This window comes from Paenibacillus sp. J31R30, assembly GCF_059692115.1.
The window spans coordinates 680520-706494 of the sequence record NZ_JCAUAV010000001.1 but is presented as its reverse complement, the minus strand read 5'-3'; the positions used below and the strand labels follow the sequence as shown (position 1 = coordinate 706494).

The 25975-nt window shown below is 46.9% G+C and carries 18 protein-coding genes; 4 read left to right on the top strand and 14 right to left on the bottom strand.

What is annotated here, in order from left to right; genetic code table 11:
* Positions 1-115: 115 nt before the first annotated feature.
* Together AC58QO_RS02340 and AC58QO_RS02335 are read right to left on the bottom strand one after the other, a co-directional pair.
* A complete protein-coding gene (locus AC58QO_RS02340; protein ID WP_497263696.1) occupies positions 116-1849 on the bottom strand; it encodes an AAA family ATPase in 1734 nt (577 codons plus the stop codon).
* Positions 1850-1938: 89 nt separating this feature from the next.
* A complete protein-coding gene (locus AC58QO_RS02335; protein ID WP_497263695.1) occupies positions 1939-2229 on the bottom strand; it encodes a hypothetical protein in 291 nt (96 codons plus the stop codon).
* 457 nt (positions 2230-2686) lie between these two features.
* On the opposite strand from AC58QO_RS02335, the gene AC58QO_RS02330 reads away from it, so the two are divergent.
* Positions 2687-4858 carry an S-layer homology domain-containing protein gene (locus tag AC58QO_RS02330; RefSeq protein ID WP_497263694.1) on the top strand — a complete coding sequence of 724 codons (2172 nt, stop codon included), beginning with the start codon at positions 2687-2689 and terminating at the stop codon, positions 4856-4858.
* A gap of 397 nt (positions 4859-5255) precedes the next feature.
* Here AC58QO_RS02330 and AC58QO_RS02325 read toward each other — a convergent pair whose 3' ends face one another.
* From AC58QO_RS02325 to AC58QO_RS02310, 4 genes are all read right to left on the bottom strand, one after another.
* Positions 5256-6362 carry a rhamnogalacturonan acetylesterase gene (locus tag AC58QO_RS02325; protein ID WP_497263693.1) on the bottom strand — a complete coding sequence of 369 codons (1107 nt, stop codon included), beginning with the start codon at positions 6360-6362 and terminating at the stop codon, positions 5256-5258.
* Positions 6363-6380: 18 nt separating this feature from the next.
* A complete protein-coding gene (locus tag AC58QO_RS02320; protein WP_497264370.1) occupies positions 6381-7577 on the bottom strand; it encodes an FG-GAP-like repeat-containing protein in 1197 nt (398 codons plus the stop codon).
* 97 nt (positions 7578-7674) lie between these two features.
* Positions 7675-10242 (bottom strand): exo-rhamnogalacturonan lyase family protein, encoded by a 2568-nt coding sequence (locus tag AC58QO_RS02315; RefSeq protein ID WP_497263692.1) that lies wholly within the window; start codon positions 10240-10242, stop codon positions 7675-7677.
* 124 nt (positions 10243-10366) lie between these two features.
* Positions 10367-12709 (bottom strand): helix-turn-helix domain-containing protein, encoded by a 2343-nt coding sequence (locus AC58QO_RS02310; RefSeq protein ID WP_497263690.1) that lies wholly within the window; start codon positions 12707-12709, stop codon positions 10367-10369.
* 305 nt (positions 12710-13014) lie between these two features.
* On the opposite strand from AC58QO_RS02310, the gene AC58QO_RS02305 reads away from it, so the two are divergent.
* Complete coding sequence (locus tag AC58QO_RS02305) at positions 13015-13101, top strand: putative holin-like toxin (protein WP_379304201.1); 87 nt, start codon at positions 13015-13017, stop codon at positions 13099-13101.
* A gap of 144 nt (positions 13102-13245) precedes the next feature.
* Here AC58QO_RS02305 and AC58QO_RS02300 read toward each other — a convergent pair whose 3' ends face one another.
* From AC58QO_RS02300 to AC58QO_RS02290, 3 genes are read right to left on the bottom strand one after another with little or no spacing between them, the layout of a single operon-like run.
* Positions 13246-14832 (bottom strand): extracellular solute-binding protein, encoded by a 1587-nt coding sequence (locus AC58QO_RS02300; protein ID WP_497263688.1) that lies wholly within the window; start codon positions 14830-14832, stop codon positions 13246-13248.
* Positions 14833-14878: 46 nt separating this feature from the next.
* Entirely contained in the window at positions 14879-15763 is an 885-nt protein-coding gene (locus tag AC58QO_RS02295; RefSeq protein WP_497263686.1) for a carbohydrate ABC transporter permease, read from the bottom strand.
* 32 nt (positions 15764-15795) lie between these two features.
* On the bottom strand, positions 15796-16725 hold the full coding sequence (locus tag AC58QO_RS02290; RefSeq protein WP_497264369.1) for an ABC transporter permease: 930 nt from the start codon (positions 16723-16725) through the stop codon (positions 15796-15798).
* A 294-nt stretch (positions 16726-17019) separates the two neighbouring features.
* Here AC58QO_RS02290 and AC58QO_RS02285 point away from each other — a divergent pair, with 294 nt between their 5' ends.
* Positions 17020-19008 (top strand): beta-galactosidase, encoded by a 1989-nt coding sequence (locus tag AC58QO_RS02285; protein ID WP_497263684.1) that lies wholly within the window; start codon positions 17020-17022, stop codon positions 19006-19008.
* A 79-nt stretch (positions 19009-19087) separates the two neighbouring features.
* Positions 19088-19846 carry a YheC/YheD family protein gene (locus AC58QO_RS02280; RefSeq protein WP_497263682.1) on the top strand — a complete coding sequence of 253 codons (759 nt, stop codon included), beginning with the start codon at positions 19088-19090 and terminating at the stop codon, positions 19844-19846.
* Between the two features lie 199 nt (positions 19847-20045).
* Here the strand turns inward: AC58QO_RS02280 and AC58QO_RS02275 are convergent, their stop codons facing one another.
* From AC58QO_RS02275 to AC58QO_RS02255, 5 genes are all read right to left on the bottom strand, one after another.
* Positions 20046-21089 (bottom strand): glycoside hydrolase family 88/105 protein, encoded by a 1044-nt coding sequence (locus AC58QO_RS02275; RefSeq protein WP_497263680.1) that lies wholly within the window; start codon positions 21087-21089, stop codon positions 20046-20048.
* A 24-nt stretch (positions 21090-21113) separates the two neighbouring features.
* Positions 21114-21893: a carbohydrate ABC transporter permease gene (locus AC58QO_RS02270; protein ID WP_497264368.1), complete on the bottom strand. Its 780-nt coding sequence runs from the start codon at positions 21891-21893 to the stop codon at positions 21114-21116.
* A 73-nt stretch (positions 21894-21966) separates the two neighbouring features.
* Complete coding sequence (locus AC58QO_RS02265; protein ID WP_497263679.1) at positions 21967-22869, bottom strand: carbohydrate ABC transporter permease; 903 nt, start codon at positions 22867-22869, stop codon at positions 21967-21969.
* 219 nt (positions 22870-23088) lie between these two features.
* On the bottom strand, positions 23089-24381 hold the full coding sequence (locus AC58QO_RS02260; RefSeq protein ID WP_497263677.1) for an ABC transporter substrate-binding protein: 1293 nt from the start codon (positions 24379-24381) through the stop codon (positions 23089-23091).
* Positions 24382-24415: 34 nt separating this feature from the next.
* Entirely contained in the window at positions 24416-25975 is a 1560-nt protein-coding gene (locus tag AC58QO_RS02255; protein ID WP_497263675.1) for a response regulator transcription factor, read from the bottom strand.

Genomic DNA, 25975 nt, shown 5'->3' with positions numbered 1-25975 from the left:
TCCTTTAATTCTTGTCTCTAGCTAACCTTTTTCCGATCTTTTGCATAAAAATTGCCCCCTTCTGACCACTATAGCCAAAAAGGAGGCAATTCATAGGAAAGTGATTTTCCATGCCTTACGAATCCTTAAGATCTTCTTCCGTATCATCAATGACAGCTAATGGTTTTTCAAGTGAAAGCTTTTTGGGAGGTAAAGGTTTTACCTCAATCGCCCTAGGACGCGAATCCCCATACAGCTCCGTAAAAATCTCTTCAATTTCATCACCTGTCAAATCTTCGCGTTTCAGCAGCTCTTCCGCAATTTTGTGCACGAAATCTGTATAATCCAGCACAAGCTTCTTTACTTCGATCATTTGCTCTTTAAGAAGCTCATTGATTTGTGGTCGAAGCGCTTTGAGACCATCCGTGCGAGAACCAACCGCTAGGAAGCTGAACAATTCGTCGCCCATGCCGAGCATGCCGAGATAGGCACCAGCAATTTGGGTCGCATGCTGTAAGTCAGAGGTAACTCCATTTAATTTCTTATGGAGGAATTCATCCTCTACGGCTCGGGCAGCCAGACACACCTGGATCTCTGCTAACATCTCCGAATCGCTTCGATTATATCGCTCATGCGTCTCTTTGGTTGCCGAAAGCCCTAGCGCGCCACCGCGCCTAACGATCGTGACTTTCCAAACTCGTTCATGAGGCTTAAGCAGGAACTGCGCCACCGCATGACCCGCTTCGTGATAAGCGACATTTCGCTTCTCATCATCGCGCATGGAGCGAAGCGGCTGTTTGAGACCCCACTCATAGGTCTCCATTGCAGCACGGAAATCCTCATAACTGGCAGCCTGTGCACCGCGTTGGTGTGCAATTACGACAGCCTCATTCACAATATGTTTAATTTGCGCAGGGCTATATCCAATGGAGTCGAGACCCGCTTTCTCCGCGGTTAACGTTTCGTCCAGCTTTACCTTCTTCAGATAATATTGGAAAATATCCACCCGACCGTCATAGTCAGGGACATCCACCCAGAGCTGCCGATCGAAACGGCCTGGACGAAGCAAGGCAGAATCGAGAACATCCGGCAAGTTGGTCGCTGCTACCGTTAACACGGGCGGTCGTTCTGCTTTTTTACGGCGTAGACCGAGCGAGCGCAGCATCTTCACAATTTTTGATGTATCGATATTGGGGGGATCCATTTGCAGAAGCAGTTCATTCAGTAAGCCTGAACCGCCGCCCATCCCCATCATGCCCATCATTCCGCCGCCAGCGCCGCCTTGTCTGCTCATCCCGATGGCATCAATCTCGTCAATAAAGATGATACAAGCGCCATAGACGCGCGCCAGCTTGCGAGCTTTCTTATAAATCCCCATGACCTTCAAGTTACCAACACCGAAGAACATATTCTGAAAGCTCGGTGCCGATGCGTAGGCAAAAGGCACTTGTGCTTCATTGGCGATAACCTGAGCTAAGTAGGACTTCCCGGTACCTGGCGGTCCACAGAGCAGCAATCCGCGAATCGCTTCGCCGCCCATCTCTTTGAACTCCTTGACACCCTTAAGCAGGGTAACAATACGCTTCGCGTTCTCTACAATCTCAGGATTTCCACGGTAATCATCCCATGTAGAGCCCGTCTCTCCCGGTAGAATCCAGTACGTTCGTCCTCTCGCTAAGAACCAGAAAAGCGCAACGAACTGAATAATCATAAAGGCCATAGCCATAACCAGGTTCAACAGTAAGCCGATGATACTAAACGCGACACTCCAATAGGTTGGCCCGCCTACCCATAACACCCCGAAAATCAAGGCAATGGCTGTCAGCCAGAGGATCAACTTTCGCCATCTAATCCATTGATATCTCCTCATGGCTACACTTCCTTCATATGATTAAGTTTGAATATCCCTATGAAAAAAACTTATTTCTAGACCCTGCGTGAAGCAGGGCCTTAGTAAGATTATTGGAATCTTTTAACGATATCCAACACATACTTGATCATCACAGCGAGACCGCAAATGAAGTAAAAAATCACCACAATCCATCCTGTTGGATCAAAAGAAATCATAGATAATAGAACAGTCAGTGGCAGCACATAGTATAGGACATCTTTCAAATAACCTAGCACGACTGTGGGACCAAACGAGCCTTCCCAGAAGGATTTAAAGAACGCGATAAGAAAATCGATCAACATGAAGCCAAAAACGCCCCAAATCGTGTAAATTATCCAGCCCTCAATTGTATTTGTCACTTTTCATCACCACCTTCCTACATACTATGCTAGGAATTGGGACGGGTGAATGACCAGTAGGCGAGGACGAATGGGGTCGAAATATTTCACTTCTATTACTTACTTCATTCAGGTTTATTTTCCTTCTCATTCATGATTGTTTTAAGAAAAATATATTACTTTTTTTTGAAAATAAGACCGAAGTTCAAGCCGGAATCTTTGAAAATCCACGAATAAATAGCCGCTAGATCGTGCAAGCGCAACCAAGTTCATCGTAATCAGGAATAGAAAGGGTCAAGCGGCATACCTGCGCACTCTTCAGGCAACAAAAGAGTAGTCGTTTCCTTTTTTTAACAATCAACACCCAGAAAAACCCATCTAATTCCGAATACTGTACTAAGCTTAAACAACAACTCAAGCACGCACCGCATACTCGTAATTTTCTACTCATTTATTTTATTAAGGAGAGAAGAAAAAGATGAAGCATTCGCGTATGAAAAAACTGCTAGTCCCCACACTCGCCCTCACACTTGTGATGGCAACAGGTACAACGGCCTTCGCTCAGAACGGTCGCGACCACAAGGAAGACGATCGCAACAACAGTTCCCGTTGGACCACCGACAACAAACGCCCGCAAACAGCCATTAAATTTGACTTCAAAGATATAAAGGGCAAAGAATTCGAATGGGCTTTAAGCTACATCATGAGTCTAGTCTCTAGACGCATTTTCGATGGGTATCCCGATGGTACCTTTAAACCGCAAGAGACTGTCACTCGCATCGAAGCCATCACGGCAGCCGTAAGATTAATGGGACTACGTGATCAAGCGGAATCCGATGCAGAGAAGTCAACCAAGCTGAATTTCCATGACGCAGCGAGTGTCCCATCATGGGCCGTCGGCTATGTAGCGGTCGCGCTTGAGAACGATCTTTTCGCCGAATCCGAAACGAACGTTAATCCGAATCAACCGGCAGATCGGCTGTGGGCCACCACGCTCCTCGTCAAAGCTTTGAAGCTCCAAGACGAAGCTGAAGCCAATATGAATGCAAGACTCCCTTTCTCCGACGCATCCAGCGTACCAGCCGGATCGGTGGGATATGTCAAGGTAGCCGTTGACAAAGGACTTGTGAATGGATTCGAGGACAATACCTTCCGTCCCAAACAGCTCGTAACTCGCGCGCAAATTGCCGCCTTGCTAGACCGCGCAGGCAACCAATTGCCGAACAGTATTGATGGACTGGTGACCGGGACTGTATTAGCACCAGTAAGTGGCAATGTACTTACCGTCCGAACTAACGGCCAAAATGTCAATCTGACATTGGATAACGATGTCTTTATTTATCGAAATGGCGCTAAAGTCACCCCATCTGCTCTGCAAACCGGGGACGTTCTGAAGATACGTTCTTACGATAATAATAACGTCATTTACATCGAAGTTACTCAGCCAAGCGGCAGCAACCCGACGAATCCAACACAGGCTGTTGGTGTGAAGACCGGCATGGTAGCTTCAGCGATTACAGGGAATACACTCACCCTCTTAAGCAATGGGCAACCCATCTCACTCCCGATCAATAGCAATGTACTCTACTTCCGAAACGGCTCGCCGACGACAGCCTCAGGCATACAAATTGGAGATATTGTCACCACTCGCTCCTACAACTACGGCGTGAGTTACGTTGAGGTGACACAATCGGTTGGTCAAAGTGGAACACCAACGAATTTTGCTTCGGTTGTGACAGGTACCATGGCTTACCCGATTAGCGATAATGTTCTGGCATTAACTACCAGTACGCAGCTCCAAGGACTTGCAGTGAACAGTAATACAATCGTGTACAAGAACGGTTCATTTACGAATCTATCCGCGCTGCAAGTGGGTGATGTCCTGACAACCTACGCTTACAATAATTCTGTCGCTATCATTGAAGTCACCAAGAGTGTGACACAAGTAACGTCAACTGGTGAGATGACTGGAACCATTGCAGGCCCGATCAGTAATAATCTTCTCACGCTTACGAGTGGCGGCCAATCTTACAGCCTGCAGCTTCACGCAAACACATCCATCTACATGGATGGCACTCAAACGACGAGTGGCGTATTGCTGCCAGGTCAAGTCATTAAAGTTCATTACTATAACGGCGTTGTGCTGCATGCCGAAGTCATCCAACGTGCAGATGGCACATCCGTTACACAGCCTACAATTACACAGCAGACTGGCACAATCATTTCGGCTGCGAACAATCTTCTCGTTATCGTGAACGGCAACCAAGCGCAAGCGATTAACTTGAATGACAAGGCATTCGTCTACCGCAGCGGCGTTCAAGTCAGCGGAGCAGCACTGCAGCCAGGTGACGTTGTGAAAATCAGATCTTACAATAATTCCGCCATCTATGCAGAGGTTACCCAGCTCACGAATGGCAACAATCAGAACTTCAGTGTTTCCGGCACATTTAACAGCGTGACCTTTACGAATCAAGGCAAAATTGCCACCATCACGATCAATCAAACAGGAACGAATGGCAGCAACGTCACCACAACTTACAACGTGTCCTCATCCGTAACAATTACAGGCACCATCACGAATTTGGTGCCAAATCGTGCAATAACCCTGCAAGGCACTGGCGCCTTGATTACGAAGATCAACATTCAGTAGACTCGTTTCATGAAAAAGAGGGTCCCAAAGCCATTTATGTGGCGGGGGACCCTCTTGTTATTCCTCCAAATCACCTTATTCGTGATGTGAATGTAGCTGTGGAAAATGCAAAAGTGCATCCTTGTGTATCGAATAAACCTCTCGATTTGAAATGCTTGCGAAAGTGCAACTATTTCTGCCGGTGATCCTTATTTTGGGATTTTTTGATCCTAAAAGATGCTCTTTCGCACTAATTTAACTATATTTAGCCGTTTTCCTCAAAAATTAGTGTACTTTAGCATCTTTGACCATTTTTTCCCATGCCCCTCCGCTGAAGCGCAAATAAACAAAGGAGCTAAGCACAAACACGCTTAGCTCCTTTTCCATATTTTTGGGGCAACAGTGTGACCCCAACAAATCAACGCAAATACAAGCTTAGCGGCTGCAGCTTCAATTCCTTCAAGCCGGTATGCACCAGCTTCGCAACTTCAATTCCGCCTTGTTGCTGGAAATGCGTATTGTCTTCGACACCATCCGGGAAATTCATGAATTCACCTGGCGCCAGCCACATGAATAACCGCTTGGTTCCCTCTGGCCCTAACGCCTCAAACAATGCCTTGCTGCTTGCAGCTAGATCGATCAATGGCACCTCTTCAGCCACAGCCAGCTCACGCATCGCCATCAAATAATCGCCGTGCGTATCACGCAGTGTACCATCTTCTTCGAAAAAACGCCGCTGCACGGACGTGACTAGAATCGGGTAAGCGCCCCGCTCCCGAGCGCCGTCGAGATAGATCTTAAGCGTTTCCTTGTAGGTGGAAAATGGCTCTGTAAATCGCGCTTCATCTGGCTTCTGGTCGTTATGACCGAATTGGATTAGCAAGTAGTCGTGAGGTTTGATTTTGCTCCAAATAGTATCTAACACGCCTTCGCTAATAAAGCTCAGGGAACTGCGGCCCGACAACGCATAATTAGCAACCGCAGCATCTGCTTTGACAAACAGAGGGAGCATTTGTCCCCAGCCCGCATACGGATATCCATCTGTCGGTTGGTCCGTAACGGTTGAATCGCCAGCAAGAAACAGCGTACAAGCACCAGGTACAGGCTCGATTTCCAAAGCATTAATGCGTGGCGCCCTACCCGTGAACGTGAGCTTAAGCTGTGCATCTACGACCCAAACCGAGAAGCTCGTACGAACAAAATGCCCGGCAGAAGTACGCTGCTTATGTAGCACAAGCCTGCCTTCACCCGTGGTAATCGTTGTTTCTGTTTCCGCGATTTCATCGCCTAAGAGGATCGAAACGCGATATGTCCCATCCGGAACATCCACCAGAAACGAGGTATCCAGCGGAATACAAAAATCTCTGCGCAACGCACCGGGCTCGTCCCGATCCTTGGCATGAACATTCTTCACGTTGCTAAAGCCATATCCAACCGAATTCTCATACTGAGAAAGAGGGGTGATCTTTGTGTATCCTATGTCTGCACTACCCACTCCGAAATCGAACTTACATGCGTGTGTCATCGTAGATTTCCTTTCTATTTACAACGGAATCTCTCCACCAGGATATAAGGTTGAGCTGGATAAGCGTTTGGGCTGCGGCAGTTGTGTGCCGGACAAACCTTCTCGCAACGCAACCGGCCAACTAGCATAAATGGCGGCTGTATCATCATTGAATATAATCACTTGCTCTGTCCCGCTACCACATACATCGGCATGTACAGCATATCCGTTTAGCGGAAATTCAACAACAACGTTCATTTCCCCATCATATAAAGATGGCCATACGCCACCACCTCTGCGGTAGGCAAGGATCAGATCCGCTGAATCTGCTTCCCAGCCACGAAGAGGCTCGATAATTGTCAACCAACCGTCCGTTTGACGGTCTTCCTTCCAGATTTCTTGACCCTCACTATCTAAGAGGAACAAGGCATCCTTCCCTTTCAGTCCCTTACCGTCATCTTCACGAACGAGACGATCCAATCCTGCTATTTGTAACCCTGGCTTATCGCTTCGGAACCTGCCCAAAGCAATATGCTGCGATTCAATCGAACCTTCATAGCGCCACAGCTCCTTGCCGAACCGGTCATACATTACCGTAACACTGCCGCCGATCACTAGCTCTGGCTGTCCATCGCCATTCACATCGCCAACCCAGATACAGTCAGCATGATCCTCGAGATCCTGACAGCTCCATAGCTTCTGACCATCATGATCTAATAGATCATAACCAGCCATGACCTCGTCTTTCCCATCTCCATCCAAATCATACACCCATGGGAAATGTCCAGGATTGCCTTCATGCGTCCATAATAGATTGAAATGTCGATCAAATGCCCACATGGTGTGGTAGCGATCTTTCAGGATAATGTCACTGGCGTAATCTCCACCAGTCAAATTCGCCACGATGATGCAATCATGGGCATGCTCGTGCGGCAAATCATGTGCCGCCTTCACTTCGCCATTTTGCCCGTTTAGGATGAGAAATCGTCCATCCATCACGCATAACACCTCTAACTGACCATCGCCATCGATGTCAGCGATCTGTGCTGGGTAGTCTGACCCTGCACTTCCTGCTCCCGAATCTGGCTTGCCAGTCTGCCATAGCAGATTGCCCTCAAGATCAAATGCCGTCAGGCACTGCACCTGATGGGGAATATATCGAACATCCTGTCGATTGTCAGGATGCACCAGCAGCATCTCCATGCGACCGTCTCCGTTCAGGTCGCCAAGGAGCATTTTGCAGCGCGGACCAGCCGCACAAATATCTATTTTGCCAATCAAATAAGGCTCCTTACTCGTCTGTCCCACAGCTAATACCTCCTAAATAATCCGTCTATTGGGGAAGCCAATCCGAAATAAGCTCAAGTGCGATAATCGTATTCAATGACCACTGGGCGGCCTCATTCGTGTTCATCCAGTCGATCTCGTGCAAGGTATCCACATGCGTAACCATAGAAGCCTCTTGCTGAAGATCAACTTTAGCAAACTCGCTTCCCAACAAAATGGACCAACACTTCTCCGCAGTCTCCGTATCCCTTTTATAAAATGCACCATAAGCCGTAATTGCTGCACTTAGCACAGGATGCTCAAAATTCTTCGTTGAGATCTGACCATGTGTCAACTTATCTTTCTGTTCCTGTGTTTGGTTATAATACACGCCGAGCTCCGCCATCATGTCTTCCCACTCCGGGTCCTTCAACATGCCGGCAAGCTCGAACCAAACTTGAGGTCCACCCATACAAATGGCCAAATGCCTGCCCCAGTTATCGTCACCGAGCGGCGACAGCACGCCTGTTTTAGGATCATACCCATAGGTTGGTCCTGAGATCAGTCCGTAGTTGGCGTCCTTAATACAGTTGATGCCAACTAGGATTTTGTCCCGATACGCTGTATCCTCATAGCGCTCCCATCGGGTCATCCAGTTCGAGCTGAAAGCCGCCCAATCCGGTCCTACTCGGATATGCGTCGGATGTTCATCCTTCGGAAAATAAGCACGCATCGGATCTAAGTTCACTGTCGTGAAATCGGAATCCCGGACTTCATCCATGATATCCCCGATCCGCTCATCGGCAGTCAAATAATAGAAGTAGCGATGCAGGCCTGCCATCCCGATGCGAGCTTCCTTGCAGCCGCAGCCCCAATGAACGACATTGTGCCTCGAACCAAGTCCCGCATATTCGCCAAAATGGTACAGATCCACTTCACTTGTATGCCGAGTCATCGCTTCTGCCATCCGGAAAATATCCGCTCGACCCGTGCGGAGGAACATGACCCAAAGCCACATGTTTGGCGCTAGCTCCGTATTTTGCCAAGCACAGCCACCTAAATCATAATTCCATACATGCCTTACAGGGTCATAGCTATGCATGAAATCGCCATAATCCCAGAAGCCGTACCACTTTCGCTGCTCAACTTCATCTTGATAGAAAGAAATGATACCATCCAGCCGATTTTCCAGCTGCTCTTTCACCGGATTGCTGCGATCTGGCAAGCTCCAATAGCCGAAAGCACCCGACTCGTGATAGTAAGCTGGCTCGCAAATCAGAAGCGATGGATTCTGCGTCTCCTCCTGCATGTGCTGTAGAAGCTCCGGTCTAGGCGTTTCCTCCATGCACCAGAGCATCAATTCACTCGTATTCGCAATGCCGTAAGGCGTCGCTCGAAGCTCATCCGCCCCTTCATACGAGGATTCCACATGTGTTTCTGTATCATAATGGCGAAGGTCCATCGGCGTCCCGTCAGGGGACCAGAACCAGATCGTTAACGCTGCCTCTGACCCTGCTGTCCCGTGCACCTCAAAGCTGGATGGATGCTTCTCCCAGAAGTGACGCAAACCCACTGCCAAGCCGCCGCCTTCACCACCTACATAGCCTAGGCCGCCAGCGCGTGCTCCATCTGTCACTTTCACCCAGCTGCAACCGGCTTTCGTCCGCTTCCAAATCCGATAATGGTCAGACGAATCCTGAACGAGCTTAAAGCCATCCCACGTCGCTGAATCATCCAGCAGCCCTAGGAAATACGCATCCTCAGCGGGGTCAAAAGTGGTCAACTCACCTGCCGTTTGACGCTCGAAGAGCTCTCTGTACTTGCCTTTTGTTCGACGGGTATGTAACGTTTTTGGCGATTCGCTGAAATAACCGCGATCCCCTGCAAATCGAATATGCCGATTGTACTGGGCCCCTCTCATGGGCACAGCGAAGCGGATGCCTAAGCCTTTGATGAAATCCTCATGTGGATTGCCATCATAGTGAAACGTATGCACAAGTTTAATCGTTTCCTGCCCTGCGTACATATACATACGCAGTGTAAAAGGCAGCCACGCTCTGTTTCCTGTCGTGGAGCGAAGCCTGCCGTCCAGTTTAACGACAGCCCTGATCGGGCCGTTCTGTTCAACAATAGCCCGCAGCACTCGACTTTCGAAAGTCTCTTCACGGCTTACTCGTACTCCAGACGCCTCGCTTTGCCCTTCCTTCAGGCAGATCAACTGGCCGCCGCGGCATATCTCACTGCCATCTCGAACAATACTGCGAAGCCAATGTTTCCCCTTTTTGCCTAGTGTGCAAATCATAATGCCTGTATCTAGTGTAATGGTGTCATCCGTTTCCGTTACAAGCATACGGTAGTCGGAATCGGGCCCCCTGCCTTTTCGAATGGCCAACCCTTCTGTTGCTCCAGGTTGAATTGCCGCCGCATGAGCGGACCATTTCACGCTGCCATCTGGCCAGAAAGCAGTCGGCCAGCTTTGCACCGGCACAGCACTTTGGCCGTCATCTGATTCTAGTCGCAAAGACTCTTCGCGCCTAAGCACGCCCTCGCGCCAAGGTATTCCCCAAGTTATCCCTACAGGCTTAGAAGCCTCTTTTTTTAACCAACGCAGCTTAATTGCCAGATCCAAAGCCAAGCGATCATCTCCTTTTCACATGTAGCCCCATTGTAGAAAGAGGAGCTCTTGCGAACAAGCGGACATTATTGCAAGGCGATGATCAGCCCGTTTGCACTTTTTTGGCGGCATTATACATTGTTGATTAGGAAGTCCGACTGAGCTCTCGATAGCGCGTTGGCGTCATGCCTTCCAGCTTTTTGAATATCCGATTGAAATACGTATGCTGATATCCCACCTGATCGGCAACATCGTTAATTCGCATTTCCGATTCCCTCAGCAGTTCTTTGGCTTTGTCCATGCGCAGCTCTGTTAAATAGTCAATGAAGTTTTTGCCGGTTACTTGCTTAAAGGATCTGCTTAAGAAAAACGGGTTCGTTCCCGTATGCTCCGCACAATTATCAAGCGAAATATCCTGTCTATAATTGTTTTGCAAATAAATCATGGCTTGCTCGATGATGCGTTTCACTTGTGCGTCAGAACGTCCTGACATCTCTTTCATGAAAGGCCGCAGCACTTTTTCCTGAAACCACGCAAGAATTCGCGTAGATTCCCTGATCTGAGACAGCTGTTCATACAGATTCGCGCCTTTGAAGAGGCGATTAGGGTTAATTCCGGACACCATGATCGCATGCTGGACATTCCCAAGCAGATGCAGCATCCCTTGCTGAACCTCAATTTCTTTGGCTCCTTTGCAGGATAAGACCTCGAGGAAGGACACAAGCATTTCGCTCGCTTCCCCTTCTTTTCCAGTCCGTAAAGCTTGAATGAGCTCCCGCTCCTGTGTGAAAGGATATTGCAACTCCATGTCTTCATCTCCTGCAAAATTGTCATGCTCCATATCGATAATCTGGTTCACATTCTCAAAATAGCGATAGCTTACCGCTTGCTTTGCTCGTTCAAATGCCATCGGTATATCGGAAATCAGCGGTACTGGACGGCTAATCGCCATGGTCATGCGCATTTTCAAAATGCGATTAATCGACTGCTTCAATTCGTCACTAAAAACTTGGCAAGCATCCGTATACGATTCATCCTCAGGCAGAATAAGAAGAATCCCCGCTGTTAGATCGTGAAAGTTAAGTGTGTGACTTTGCTCAAAATATTGAGAAGCCAGCTCCTCGATCATATTCACCGCCGCAAAGGTGACAAGACCCTCTTCCCCTAGTCGGAAGTTCCCCTCCAAGCTTGTCATCCCGATTAACTGGACGTAGAGGACAACGAATTGCTTATTCTTCACATCCCACTTAAAACGCTCCATCCGGTGGTGCAAATCATTCTCTGAATACGCATTCAAATATCCCTGGAGCAGTTGATGCAGAAAGCTGTCCTTAAGATGGGGCAGCTGTTCCGTCAGCTTCGTGTTCAGCGCCAAGCTCTCATTATGCAATTGCATCCATTGCGATTCCAGCAAAGTAAACTCGCATTGAGGAGGGTTAGATGAGCTTCCCCCCAGCATAGATACCAGCCTTTTGACTGGCAGGTAAATGCGCCGTGAAGCCAGCCAAGCTAGTATCGCCGCAAGCAGCAATACTGCGAGACTGATGGTAATAATCAGTTTGGAAATAAAAACCACAGGCGACGTGATGCTCGAAATCGGTGATGCGGATACGAATGTCCAATCCTCCGCGATTCTGGCTAAGCTTCCGTACGAAACCGTATAGGTTGAGCCTTTCCAATCCATAAAGAAGGAGCCTTTTTTGCCGTCTAATGATGCAATCTTGTCACGCAAAGCGCTTACAAAAGGAGAGGAAGAGGTGTTCCCGTTCGCTGAGACGAAGAGTTCGCCAGCATTCTGGATCAGGAACGTCTCACCGCCATCGTAAGGCGTGAGCGTATTCAGCATATTTGCCACCTTTTGACTATCAAACCGAAAAACTAACACACCAAACGGTTGCAAGCTTCCACCGGGAATTTGATGGACGAGCGTAAGATCCTTGTTCTCAGGTCGATTCGCATCAAAAGACCACTGCGTCCAATAGGTCGTATGTTGACCGTGGATGAGGGGATCATATCTAGTCGCTGTGGCTGCTGTACGATCATCGAGCTTCATATATTCAGGATTGAACAGAACAGAGCTTGTTCCACCCACGTAGAGCTCAGCATGCTTCACCATGGCATTCGAGCCCTGCATGGCGATCAACGTCCTCGTGATATCCTGCGTGCGTTCGAAATTACGGACAAAATCATAACCATTCAAACTATAGTCAAATTTATTATCAAATGCCCAATGGGATAGCAGCAGCTCCAGATTGCCTAATTGATCATCGATATTTTGCGAGCGTTGTTCAATTTGCCGATAATGCAGTTGAAGCAGCTCACTTTCCACGCGCCCGCCTGCCATCCAATACACGAGTCCCCCCATTACGAGTCCAGGAATACCAGAAACGATAAATATCGTAATTAAACTCTTTTTGTAAAAGCGTCCTTGACCACCAAGGGTCTTTTTTAATCCTTTTGCTAGTCCTTCTCTGATAGCTCGTAACATGCTCTCACCAACCGTTCGAAAGTTTAGTTTGGAGCGAAGTATTTACCTTCGAGCGTATACCAATGCGGATGGAGAAGGAAGTTAATTTCCAGTGGATTTACACCACTTTTCCGACTTTTTGGCAGCGGTCAAGTGTTTGGAAATTAAATGCATAATGAGTGTCGCAGTGAAACAAAAATAATCGAATTATGTAGAAACAAAAATAGTTCCACCGACACTACCACAATTATCCATTTTATTTTAAACTTTACAATAAGACGACTTGTACAAGGCGGACACCTTACTAGAAAGGTGGAGCTGTGAACATGGATATATTTCAATCTCTTTCAATCATGTTTGCTTTTGGGTTATTTATACTCACATTGTTAACTTACATTGATAAGAGGAAATGATCTGAATTGGCACTAGTTTTGGTTTGAACCCATACTAAAGAATCCGCCAATTACAAGCCGCCGTCCGAGTCGGATCATATCAATTGATCTGACTTTTTCTTTTTATATGAAAAAAGCCGTGTCCACTGGACACGGCTTTCCACCTTATTTCTTCGTTGCAGCGTACAAATCGTTCATTTCCTTCACGAGATCATCCCCGCCTGATTTCTTCCAAGTTTCGAATGCTGCTTTCAGAGCCGCTTCGTCACTTTGACCGACGATGAATTTAATACGCGCATCGTTGATGATGTTATCAAGTTGTTGACCTTTTTGCGAGTAAACAGAGGAGATGAATGGCTCAACTGGGTTAGCCACGATGTTTGCTTCTGCTTCTTTTTGAATCTTCGTTGTTTGCAAACGAAGCGGTGTTTGCTTCACTTTCAAACCGCGATCTTCTGGGATAAATGGAAGAATTTGGTTCAAACCTTCTACTTCTGATTCGAGAAGAGCTGTATCCTTACTTACTACTAGTGCGTCGCCATCCTTCGTATAATGCTTGCCATCGATACCGTAACCAGCCAACGTTTGAAGTTCCGGCTCATTCATTTGATCCAAGAATTTCAGTACGCGTTTGAGCTCATCCTCTGTTTTCACGGTGGATTTCGAAACGGCCAGGATCCCTGCAAATCCGGAAGTAGGCAGTGCTTTCAAGCCATTTTTGCCAGTCACGCCAATCATATTATCTACATAGTGAATGTTAGGATTATCTTTACCATCCTTGGCAAGCGCTGCATGAATTTTATCATCCATACGTGCGGCATTGTCTGTTACGTCTACAACGACCCCTGCTTGATTGTTGGCAATTGGATCGTTCCACTTCGCTGAATCGAATACAGCGAAATCTTGATTGATTAACTTCTCATCATATAGTTTCTTCATAAACTTAAGCGCTTCAAGATATTCGGCGGTTTGATGCTCAGGTACGAGCTTACCGTCTACAACACCCCATTTGTTCGGCGCACCAAACCAAAGCTTCATAATATCAAAGCTGCTTGCCCATTGCCCTGTCCATTTGACCAATACCATGCCGTATGTGTCATCTTTGCCGTTTTTGTCAGGATCTTTTTCTTTAAACGCTTTGAGCATGTTGTAGAAATCATCAATCGTTTTCGGAGGTTGCATCCCCACAGCTTCTAACCAATCCTTGCGATAGTTGATACCATTGCGCCCCAAAGCACGACCACGATAAATACCGTAATTTTTCCCATCAACTGACGAGTTGTTCATAATAACTTGATTTGCTTTGCTGAGATTCGGATAATCCTTCAAATATTTTCCAATTTCCCAGAACGCACCCGATTTTGCTGCATTAACGAAGCTTGGGTTCTTCACATCACCAACGTAGATGATATGCGGCAGCTTCCCTGAAGCCAATGTGATATTAAACTTATCCGTATAGGATGCGTTCGGTACCCACTCCAAGTGAATATTCGTATTGGTTTTCTTCTCAATTTCAGTTGTAACAGGACCATCGTCCTTCGGGAAATTCGTTTTGAAGATAGGAAGCATGATGCTCAAATCAAGCGGAGCTAAGTTCTCAGGAGCCTTCGTCTGAGCAGCCGCTGTTGTTGCAGCAGCGGACGCTGCTGGTGACGCTGTTCCCCCTTTGTCACTACTACAGCCAGCAATTGTCGTCATAACAGCTGTGCCAACGGTTGCTACGGTAACCCATTTTTTCGCGTTCTTTTTCATCTAACATGCCTCCTCTAAGTTATGGACTTGCTTCTATCTGAATCCGTTACCCCTTGACCGAACCAATCAAGACCCCTTTAGCAAAATGCTTCTGCAGGAACGGATAGACAAACAAAATAGGTATAGTGCCCACGACGATAACAGCCATCTTGATGGATTGCTCGGGCGGTTTCACGAAATTCGGATCCATGGAATTGAGATCTCCAGCAGCAGCCTGTGACAGCAATACAATCTGTCTAAGCATTACTTGCAGCGGCCATTTGGCCGGATCGTTGATGTACAGCAAGGCTGAGAAGAAGTTGTTCCAATGGCCGACGGCATAAAATAACGTGAAGGTTGCCAGTACAGGCATGGATAACGGCAATACGATTCGCCAGAGAAGACCGAGCTCCGTACAGCCATCGATTTTCGCTGCTTCCTCAAGCTCCGGAGGGAGCTCTTGGAAAAAGTTTTTGACAATAATCAAGTTAAAAGCGCTAATCGCGCCAGGAATCATCAACGCCCAGAACGTATCCAGCATATGAAGCTCACGGATCACGAGATAGGTAGGAATTAAGCCTCCGCCAAAAAGCATGGAGAAAATAATCAGATTTAACACGGTGTTTCGCCCCATCAAGCTCCGCTTGGATAAGGCATAGGCCATCGTCACTGTGAAAAATAAGTTCACGAAGGTACCAACAACCATGACATACAGGGAAACCCCAATACTTTTCACAATCGTATCCGTCGAAAAAATAAACTTATAGGCTGTTAAGGTAAATGTCTCTGGTATCAGAAAGACCGCGCGTTTCGTCAGCTCCGCATCCGATGCGAACGACCCTGCAATAACGTAGAGAAATGGCAGAATGGCCACAATTCCAATAACACCCAGCACGATATAGTTGCTTACATCGAAGATGGTTCCGGAAACGCTCTTATATTGCTTTGCCAAAACCTCTCTCCTCCTTTACTCATTTATTCGTATTAGTAAATGCCAGATTGTCCGAACCTCTTAGCTGTCCAGTTCGCACCAAGTACCAAGATGACGCCAATGACTGCTTTAAACAGTCCGACAGCCGTACTATAACTGAACGCACCTTGCGTGATCCCCATCATATATACATAGGTATCAAATACTTCTGCAACGTCCCTGTTCAAAGGATTCAACATGAGAAAAATTTGCTCGAAGCCATTATCCAGAATATCTCCCATCCGTAGGATGAGCAGGATAACGATAGTGCTGCGAATCGATGGCAGCGTAATGTGCCACAGCTGTCTCCAGCGATTGGCCCCATCCACAATGGCTGCTTCGTATTGTTCTACATCCACACCAGCCAGTGCTGCCAAGAAGATAATCGTGCCGAAGCCGCATTCCTTCCACATCGTTTGCATGATGATCATCGGCCGGAACCATTCTGGCGTCGCCAAGAAGTTGATTTTATAACCGAAGTACTTCTGCAAAAGCTCGTTTACGAGTCCGCCTTCCGTAGTTAGGAAAACATAGGTCAAGCTTGCCACGATTACTAAAGATATGAAGTGCGGCACATAGATCAAGGTCTGAATGGTTCTTTTATACAAATTTACCTTGATCTCATTCAGTAAGAGTGCAAGTACAATCGGTGCCGGAAAGTAAAACACCAGATTATATAACGAAAGCAGCAACGTATTGCGGAGGAGCATGAAAAATTCGGGATTTTGAAAAAATACACGAAAATGCTCTAGGCCGACCCATTCACTTTTCCAAAAACCTAGAAAGGGTTGATAATTCTTAAAGGCAAGCAGCACGCCCCACATGGGGACATATTTGAAAATAATGAAATACAATAAGCCTGGTGCCAGAAGTAGATAAATCCATTTATCCTTACGCAACCTTCCCCACACCTGCGACCTGCGTAGCGCCTTCGCCTGGGACATCTGAACAATCTCTCTGCTGTTAGGAGCAGCAGCCTGCTTCATCCTCTTCACCTCCACGATGATCGCCTTGTGAGCGTTTGTAGCCTTATTATGCATCGCTTGGCATTTTCCGCCTATCAGACATTCTTGTAAGCCCTTCCAATCGCTTATATTGGACCAGCATCAAGAAAGTGCAAACCCGTCAAAACAGTTGAAACACCCTAATTTTTCCAGCAAGAATGTGTTATTGCCCCTGAGGCATGGTAGCACTTATAGTAGTAACTAACTTTTAGATGTAGAGGATGGTTGATGGAAATGGGAAACAAGTTATATCACGGTGCGGCCTGGTATCCGGAGCTTTGGGATCATTCGGTTATTGAGCAAGATATTGCGTTGATGAAACAAGCAGGAATGAATGTCATGCGAATTGGTGAATTCGCTTGGTCCAATATGGAGCCTACCGAGGGTAAGATTGACCTTAGTTTCTTTGTGAAAATGGTGCAATTGCTCCATGAAAATGGGATTGACACGGTGATGTGCACACCGACACCTACGCCTCCGATTTGGTTCACGCACGGACATCCTGAGCGGATGTATGTGAATGAACAGCTGCAAGTCATGGGTCATGGGTCACGTCAGCATGCCTGTACGAATCATCCTTATTTCCGCGAGAAGGCGACCATCATCACCGAACACATCGCGAAGGCGATTGGTCGCTTGCCAGGCTTGATCGGTTGGCAGATCGACAATGAATTCAAAGCGCATGTGTCCGAATGCATGTGTGGCACATGCCTCACACAGTGGCATTCTTGGTTAGAAGAACGATACGGGACGATTGAGAAGCTGAATGAAGCATGGGGCACGCAAATTTGGAGCGAATATTACCACAGCTTCGAGCAAGTACCGCAGCCTGGTCCAGCGCCGTTCTTACATAATTCCTCTCTCAGCACGATGTACCAACTGTTCTCGATGGAGAAAATTGCCCAGTTCTCCGATGAGCAAGCGGCCATTATCCGTCAATTCTCTGACGCGCCGATCACGCACAATAGCAGTGTTGCTTTCAGCGTTGACAATGAGCGGTTGTTTAGAGAGCTGGATTTTGCCTCCTTCGATACGTATGCGACCTATGATCACCCAGCTAACTATTTGTTAAATAACGACCTGTGGCGGAACTTTAAGCGCGGACGGGACTATTGGATCATGGAGACAAGCCCCTCACATGCAGCTTCACTCGCGAGCTATGCGAAGCCGCATCCGAATGGCTATCTCAAAGCCGAAGCGGTTGCCGCTTATGCGCTAGGCGCAGAAGCCTTCTGCTATTGGCTGTGGAGACAGCAGCGCGCAGGCTGCGAACAACCGCACGGTTCGGTCATCAGCACTTGGGGCAAGCCTACGATTGGTTTTCCTAATGTGCTAGAAGTCGAGCAGGCTAGACAAGAGATTGAAGCCACGATCCTAGCAACACGGCCGGCGCAAGCTGAAGTTGCCATGACGTATTCGGATCGCTCTAAAGCGTTCCTGAAAACCGAACCGCATCAAAAACTGAATCATCGCGGTTTGGTTACTGGGTTCTATGAGCGGATACTCCATCTAGGGATACACCGAGATCTCGTGCCGGAAGGCGCAGAACTCGCTGGTTACAAGCTGTTATTTACACCATTCCTCCCTTATATCTCCGCTGATTTCATGAAGCGCGCGGAAGCGTTCGTAGCCGAAGGCGGTGTGTGGGTGGTTGGTCCTCTCTCAGGTGGACGCACCGAAGAACACACCATGCATACGAATGCTGCGCTCGGAGAATTGGAGCAGCTCGCTGGCGTGGAAACGGTCTACACGTTTCCGATGGACGGCAGCAGCACAATTGGCAGTGCCTTTGGCATCGCTGCACCTCTTTCACTGTGGAGCTCCGTCTTCGAGATGAAGGAAGCGATGGCTGTTGGCACCATTGAAACAGGCCTGGCGGTGGGACATGCTTTCATTACGGAACGAACGTATGGCAAAGGCAAGATCGTGATGCTCGGCTCCATGCCGACGGGCGAAGAAGGCGAACAGTTGTTGAACAACCTCATCACGCGATATGCGGATGATGCTGGTGTTACCCTGCGCACGGATGTGACCGCAGGTACGATAGTCGCACCGAGACGAGGCGATGGTTACGAGGTGTGGGTCGTAGTTAACATGGACGGAGCGGGCGGCAGCGTGACGCTTCCAAGGGACGGCGTGGATCCAATCTCAGGTACACGATATCATGAGGGTCAACTGACGTTAGGCCGATACGAGCATAAAGTGATTCAGTTTATTGACTAGAATAGATGTGGTTGCTAGGTAAACGCACTGACAAGCAGGACACACCTCACATACGCTGTCTAAAAGAGGTGTACTCCCTATGCCCAGGTATAAAAGCAGTTCAATTAAAAGCAAATGGCGTAAAACAAAATGGCTGCTTCAGCAGCCTGAATTACGCCAGTATGTGCCTCGAACCGTGCTTTTTACGAAAAAAAGTTTAAATGACATGTTAGATGATTATAAAACGGTCTTTTTTAAGCCTACAGATGGTTCAGGCGGATTCAATATTATTCGGATTAAACGGAAGACCCAGGGCTACCTAACCCAATTGAATCGTAAAAAGGATTTCTGTTCAACGAGGAATAGGCTGCACACCAAACTGTCCAAACATGCCGGGAAACGTTCCTATTTGCTGCAAAAAGGGATCCAACTTGCCAAAACGAAAGGAAGACCTTTCGATATTCGCGTCATGGTGCAGAAGACCAATCAAGGTGAATGGATCAGTACTGGCATCTTCACCAAAATCGGAAAGCCGGGTAAGGTAGCTACCAATTATAATCAAGGCGGGACCGTTGGGTACTTCCTACCGACGATGCTAGGCGCTGGCTATTCCAAGCCGACAATCCAAGAAAGAGAAGCGGAGTTGAAACAGCTAGGCATCTCCGTTGGACACAACTTTGATCGTCATCAGAAAGGTTTCAGAGAACTGGGACTCGATGTTGCACTTGATTCAAAGGGCAAGCCGTGGATTCTGGAAGTGAACACACGGCCCCAGTTCTACCCCTTGAAGAATATGCCTAATCGCAAATTGTATCGAAAAATCGTGAACATAGGTAAGCAATATGGGCGAACGAAATAGGGAATAACAGGAAAACCTCCAGCTTTTATAAACATTCGCTGCGATTACAGCAGGAATGTGAATATTAGCTGGAGGTTTTCCAATTTAATCTTATTTTTCAATATTCTCGCGTGAAATTAACTGTAGATTTTCCATCTAACCACTGCCGGAAGATGGATCAATCGAGCTAGGCGAGCTGAACTGACGGGCTGGGTAGTGCCTAGCACCCGTTCCCGAAGCTATTTTTCTTCGAATTCAATACCTCGGCTAGGAACGTCAAGGTTAACCCTTGTCCCCATCCTTGAATGCGTTTGTCAGGCACGCCTTTGTACCCTTCGGCGTTTTCCATAACTGCTGTTCCTGCGGAGACACCTGTTACGGTGCCATCGTCGGTGATGCGAGCCAAGATACCATCGATCGACTTCTGTGTATACTTGTTATACAGTCGTCCTCTCGTAAGCAAAGCCGTAGCAATACCAGCAGAGCCGGAGGTCTCTAGCGGCGCCGCCCCATCATCCAAAATGGTGTGCCACAAGCCTGATTCATTCTGTAATCGAACAAGAGAGCTCAGTTGATCACGAAGTGAACCATCTATGATCATGAACGAAGGATGCGTTACCGATACGAGATGGAGCGCACGCGCCATCGTTAGTGAGGCCCAAGAATTCCCTCGCGCCCAGAAAATAGCGGACATATTGTTCTGAGCATTGTTATCCCAACCGTGATAATATAGATTGGTTTTCGCATTCTGCAGGACATTTTCGTGCCCATGATACTGCTTTAGGCCAAGCTCGAAGTACTCATCGTTATTAAGCAATTTACCGACACGCAGTAGGAAATAACCCGCCATAAACATTGTGTCAACCCAGGCTTGTTCTGGGAAATTATACGTTTCGGAATTCACGGTATGCTGGAGAATATCGTCCCCAAATCGCTCCGCTTGTGTTGTCAGGAATTTAGCCATTTCCTTGACCGTGTCTAGATATTTCTCGTCTTTCGTTACTTCATACAAGGTAAGAAGGGAATGTCCGATGGACACCGCATTGACCGAGAGCTTCGGTAAGCCATCCTCCATATTTTCATCCACCCAAGCCTTCAGCCTAGTTAGATAGGATTCATTTCCAGTCGCTGCATAGGCTTCACAAACCCCATAAAATGCGACTCCGCCTGGCCAATCCCAACCGAAGTCCATGCGAAACGTGCGGTCTACCACACGATCGATGGCTGATCTGATCTCATTTTCGTCAAAAACTAATTTCGGCATGTCCAATAGGTCCCCTCTCATTTCTTATCCTTTCAAACCGCTTGTAGAAATTCCTTCCACAATGTAACGCTGAAAAATAAAGAACACGATGATGATTGGAATCAGTGACAGCGATGCCATTGCGAACATCCCGCCCCAGTTGTTAATTGAATCGCCGTCCAGGAATAGCTTGAGGGCCAATGACACTGGATAAAGCGATGGTTTATTCAAATAGAGCAGCGGATTGATGAAATCCTCCCAGCGCCAGTAGAAAGAGAAAATGGTCGCTGTAATTAGTGAAGGTACGATGAGTGGCACTAAAATTCGGAAGAAAATACTGTATTTGCTGCAACCGTCCATTTTCGCCGCCTCATCCAGCTCGATCGGAATCGTGCGGATAAACTGCATAATGAGGAAGATGAAGAATGGGATTGCGAAAAACTGTGGCAAGATGATTGGTTTAAATGAAGATAACCAGCCCAGCTTCGAAAACATAACATACTGTGGAATGATGGTAACATCATGCGGAAGCATCATCGTAATCATCATGCAGGTGAACCAGATGTTTTTGCCTGCAAACGGAATGCGCGCGAATGCATACGCAACTAGTGCCGAGCTCATGACCGCTCCGATCGTCGACAAAATAACGATGTAGAACGAGTTCAGATAGAAAGTAGCGAACGTGTTTCCAGCAAAGCCCTTCCAACCCGACACATAATTCTCCCAGGCGATTTTACTTGGTATTAAGCTATAGGTGGTTGTAAAAATCTCATCATTCGGTTTAAGTGAACTCGCAATAAGCCAAAGAATCGGATAAATCATCATTAAGGCAATGGCGCCAACAATAATGTGATACGCATAGGGCTTCAAGGTTTTTCTCATGGTGACGTTGGTCATTTTACCGCTCTCCCTTCGATTCGTAATACACCCAGTACTTGGAGGTTTGGAATAGAACCAGCGCGATAAGTCCGATTAACAAGAGCATGACCCAAGCCATTGCCGATGCGTAGCCCATCTCGTAAAACTGGAACGCTCTGCGATACAAGTAAAGCGAGTATAGTAATGTATTATCAAGGGGTCCACCTTCACCACGTGAAATGATGTAAGCTGGCGTAAACGTCATGAAAGCAGATATCGTCTGCATGATGAGGTTAAATAAAATAATCGGGCTAAGGAGCGGCAACGTAATATTGAAAAATTGTCTAACCTTGCTCGCACCATCCACACTCGCTGCTTCATAGTAGGAATACGGGATGTTCTTGAGACCTGCAAGGAAGATTAACATGGACGATCCGAACTGCCAGACAGACAAGGCAATCAATGTCCAAATCGCTGTTGCTGGATTTCCGATCCAAGATATGTCGGTATGAATGCCAATGACAGCTAAGAAGGAATTCAGCAATCCTTTGTCACCAAACAACTGCGTCCACATGATGGAAACGGCGACACTGCCGCCAATCAACGATGGAAGATAAAAGGATGAGCGGTACACACCAATCCCCCGAGCTGCTTTATTCAACAGCATTGCAACCGCTAAAGCGAAAATAAGCCGTAAAGGAACGCTGGCACACACATACGTGAAAGTAACACTTAATGATTTCCAATATTTATCATCGTCAGTAAACATCTTCTGATAATTGTCGAACCCAATGACACTCGGTGTCTCAAATAAATTGTAGTCCGTAAACGAATAATAAAGCGACGAAATAATTGGATACAACGTGAAAATGAGAAAGCCTAGTATAAATGGAGAAGCAAACACATACCCGACTAGGTTATCGTTATCCCGCAGCTTGTTCATTGTTAATCAACCCCTATATGTTTGATCTTTGGAATGAAGGGCTTTGTGCCTCATCTCTTCTCTATTTGTATTATAAAGAGGATTGGGTACACAAAGAAGGCAAAAAACAGTTCATTTTGTTTAATTAGCCGAGGTCAGTGTAAACTATGTAAGCGGTTTATTCATGTCTTCCATGTCAAAAAAAGACTCCGCAGTGAATTCTGCGGAGCCTGTCACATATTACTTCTTATTCTTTGCTAGAATTGCCGTCGCATTCTGGCGGAATTTTGCTGCGCCTTGTTCCACCGTCAGCTTTTTATATAGAATTTGCTCAACAGTATCCTTGAGCAATGTATCCACCTCTACCGCGCCTACCGGGTTCGGAGGGTCCATCGGGGAGCTGTTTTTCTCAGCCCAAGCGACATATTCAAATACTTTCTTTTGCTCCGGTGTGAGATCCGGCAGCAGTGCATCCTTCACCTTGGAGGAAACGGGTACGCCACGCTCCCCTTTAATGATCCTGTTCGCATCGATGTCATTGATCAAGAAGTCAACGAATTTGACTGCTTCCTCTTTGACTTTAGAGGACTTCGCAACCGTCCAATACATGCTTGGCTTCAAGTACAGTGCTTTGTTCTGATTCCACCCAGGAATCGGAAGAATATCAAGTGAACGCTTCGCAGCTGTGTTGACAAGCATAAATTGATTGGACCAACCATTCAACGAAACTGCATTTCCTAGTACCACTTCATCGTCTTCTGGTATTCCTTTCTTCTGAGCTAGCTTATCTAGCGGAAGCAGGTAGCCAGAATCGTACCATTTTTTGTACATGGTATAGAAATCAATGAATGGTTTGTCATCAGTATAACCGAGTGAAGCGCCATCAGCTCCGTACATTTTCAAACCTAGTCCTCTTAAGAAGAACGGAAAGATGACATCATGGCGAAGATCAGCCGCTAGCAGCTTCCCTCTGGCATTCAATTGAGCGCCAATCGCATCCCAATCAGCAAACGTCCAATCTTGCTTCGGCGTAATCCCCGCATCCTTCAGCATTTGCGGATCAACCGTAACCTGAAGGGCATTGGAACCAGCACTCATCGCGACTAGCTTGTCATTCACTTTCCCACTAGAAAGGCTGGTCATGCTAATATCTTTTACATTTAGAACGCCACTCTGTATATAGGGCTCGATATCTTCCAATTGGTCTTTGCTTCCATATTGCGTAAGGTAGGAGATGTCCATTTGAAATACATCGGGTAATTCCTTAGCAGCAGCCTGTGGCGCAAGCTTTTTCCAATAATCGTCGAAAGCAGCATACTCGGATTCAATTGTCACATTCGGATGCTTCTTCTGATACAATTCAACCACTTTTAACGTATAATCGTGGCGCGCTTGCCCACCCCACCAGGCAACATGCAGGGTAACTGGATCTGCTTTGCCGCTCGTCTTCAGTGTTGATCCGTTAAAACCGCTAGTACCGCAACCTGCAAATATTACGGCGGCCGAGATTACAGTGAACATGATTTTTTTCATCTGTATTCATCCCCAAAGTTGAGATTGGTCATTACTACTCGAATTTGTCTGTCGATTTCATGTATTCAGAAGGTGTTGAACCCCGATATTTCTTAAACACTTGACTAAAATATTGTGGATTGTCACCAAAGCCTAATCGCTCCGCGAGCTCAAATATTTTGATATCAGCATCATCAGCAATCATTTCTGTGGCACGTGAGATTCTAGCTTTCATCACATAATTGGAAAATTTCTCTCCTGTTTCCTTCTTGAATAATTTCCCGAGATAGTCGGCGTTCATATACAGCATATCATGCGCCACCCAATTCAAGCTGAGATCCGAATTCCCGAGCTGGGCGTCAATCACATCAATCACCTTTTGAACAATTGCGCTATGCTTCACTTTATTAAGCCCATAGAATCGTTCGGTCATCGTAATAACAACATTTTCCATAAACATCTGGATCGTTTGAAGTGTATTCATTTCCACAATCAATGGGATTTGCGTGAAATACTCATTCATTTCTTCTGGTGCACACTGCCGAACAAGCGAAACGAATTGCTGAATAACATACGATTTTGTCACATCAATGTCTAGCTGCGCTTCCTTCAATCCCCCGATAAAAGCATGCAAAGCTGCCTCCGCTTCCTCGCGATGTCCGGATCTCACCGACATATTCAAACGCTCTTCGTCCCACCCCAGCTCCTTCGGCGCAACCTCTTGGGAAACCTCCGTGTCCTTACGCGTAATGAGGCTGCCTTCTCCCAGATAAAAGCGGTAATTCAAGAGATGCAGGCATTGCTTATACAAATGTCTAGCCTTCGTAATATGGCTTGGCTCACTGAGCGCGATCGTCGCATCCATTTTGTAGTACATTTGAAACGTGTCCCGTATATGATAGATCCGCTCATGGAGTTGATCAATGTGATCTGATTCCTCAATAAGAATTAAGACATGATTCCCAATCGTTGTACTCAAGAGAGGACTATGCAAGATTTCCTGGGCAATATTCTTAATGGCGAACAGATGCTCGAACTCGAACCCTTCTTCCAATTGGAACAGCAGCAGTCGAATTTGATAATCAAAATCAAGTCTAAATAAGCTGCGGAAATAATCCCAATCCCAATTGCCGTACGTTTTATTCGTAACGAACTCCTTCAGGAATTGCTCTTTCACATGCGGCATCACTTTCTCAAGCTCTGCCTTCATGTTCCGAACGAACGACTCCTTGCTCGTTTCCTGCTCCAGCTCTGCTACAATCTCCTTCAGCGCTTCACCGATTTTAACTTCGTTTGTTGGCTTGAGTAAATAATGTTTAACGCCGTATTGCATCGCTCTGCTCGCGTAGTCAAACTCTCCGAAACCTGATAACAGCACGAATCGGATATGAGGATAAGCCTCATGAACACGCGCAACGAGCTCTAGTCCATCCATCCCTGGCATGCGAATATCACTAATAATCATGTCAGGAGCCTGTCTCTGTATAAATTCAAAGGCCTCGACGCCATTACGCGCAGTCCCAATAAGCTCGGTTTGTAAGGATGGCCAATCCACCATGCGAGAAATACCATCCAGAATGATTCGTTCGTCATCGACTAACAATACTTTGTACAT

Bases quoted from the DNA above. Each gene is read 5' to 3' on its own strand.
- AC58QO_RS02340 (WP_497263696.1), bottom strand. From the start codon at position 1,849: ATGAGGAGATATCAATGGATTAGATGGCGAAAGTTGATCCTCTGGCTG.
- AC58QO_RS02330 (WP_497263694.1), top strand. From the start codon at position 2,687: ATGAAGCATTCGCGTATGAAAAAACTGCTAGTCCCCACACTCGCCCTC.
- AC58QO_RS02325 (WP_497263693.1), bottom strand. From the start codon at position 6,362: ATGACACACGCATGTAAGTTCGATTTCGGAGTGGGTAGTGCAGACATA.
- AC58QO_RS02320 (WP_497264370.1), bottom strand. From the start codon at position 7,577: ATGCTCCTTGGCGACCTGAACGGAGACGGTCGCATGGAGATGCTGCTG.
- AC58QO_RS02310 (WP_497263690.1), bottom strand. From the start codon at position 12,709: ATGTTACGAGCTATCAGAGAAGGACTAGCAAAAGGATTAAAAAAGACC.
- AC58QO_RS02305 (WP_379304201.1), top strand. From the start codon at position 13,015: ATGGATATATTTCAATCTCTTTCAATCATGTTTGCTTTTGGGTTATTT.
- AC58QO_RS02300 (WP_497263688.1), bottom strand. From the start codon at position 14,832: ATGAAAAAGAACGCGAAAAAATGGGTTACCGTAGCAACCGTTGGCACA.
- AC58QO_RS02290 (WP_497264369.1), bottom strand. From the start codon at position 16,725: ATGTCCCAGGCGAAGGCGCTACGCAGGTCGCAGGTGTGGGGAAGGTTG.
- AC58QO_RS02285 (WP_497263684.1), top strand. From the start codon at position 17,020: ATGGGAAACAAGTTATATCACGGTGCGGCCTGGTATCCGGAGCTTTGG.
- AC58QO_RS02280 (WP_497263682.1), top strand. From the start codon at position 19,088: ATGCCCAGGTATAAAAGCAGTTCAATTAAAAGCAAATGGCGTAAAACA.
- AC58QO_RS02275 (WP_497263680.1), bottom strand. From the start codon at position 21,089: ATGCCGAAATTAGTTTTTGACGAAAATGAGATCAGATCAGCCATCGAT.
- AC58QO_RS02270 (WP_497264368.1), bottom strand. From the start codon at position 21,893: ATGATGATTTATCCGATTCTTTGGCTTATTGCGAGTTCACTTAAACCG.
- AC58QO_RS02265 (WP_497263679.1), bottom strand. From the start codon at position 22,869: ATGAACAAGCTGCGGGATAACGATAACCTAGTCGGGTATGTGTTTGCT.
- AC58QO_RS02260 (WP_497263677.1), bottom strand. From the start codon at position 24,381: ATGAAAAAAATCATGTTCACTGTAATCTCGGCCGCCGTAATATTTGCA.
- AC58QO_RS02255 (WP_497263675.1), bottom strand. From the start codon at position 25,975: ATGTACAAAGTATTGTTAGTCGATGACGAACGAATCATTCTGGATGGT.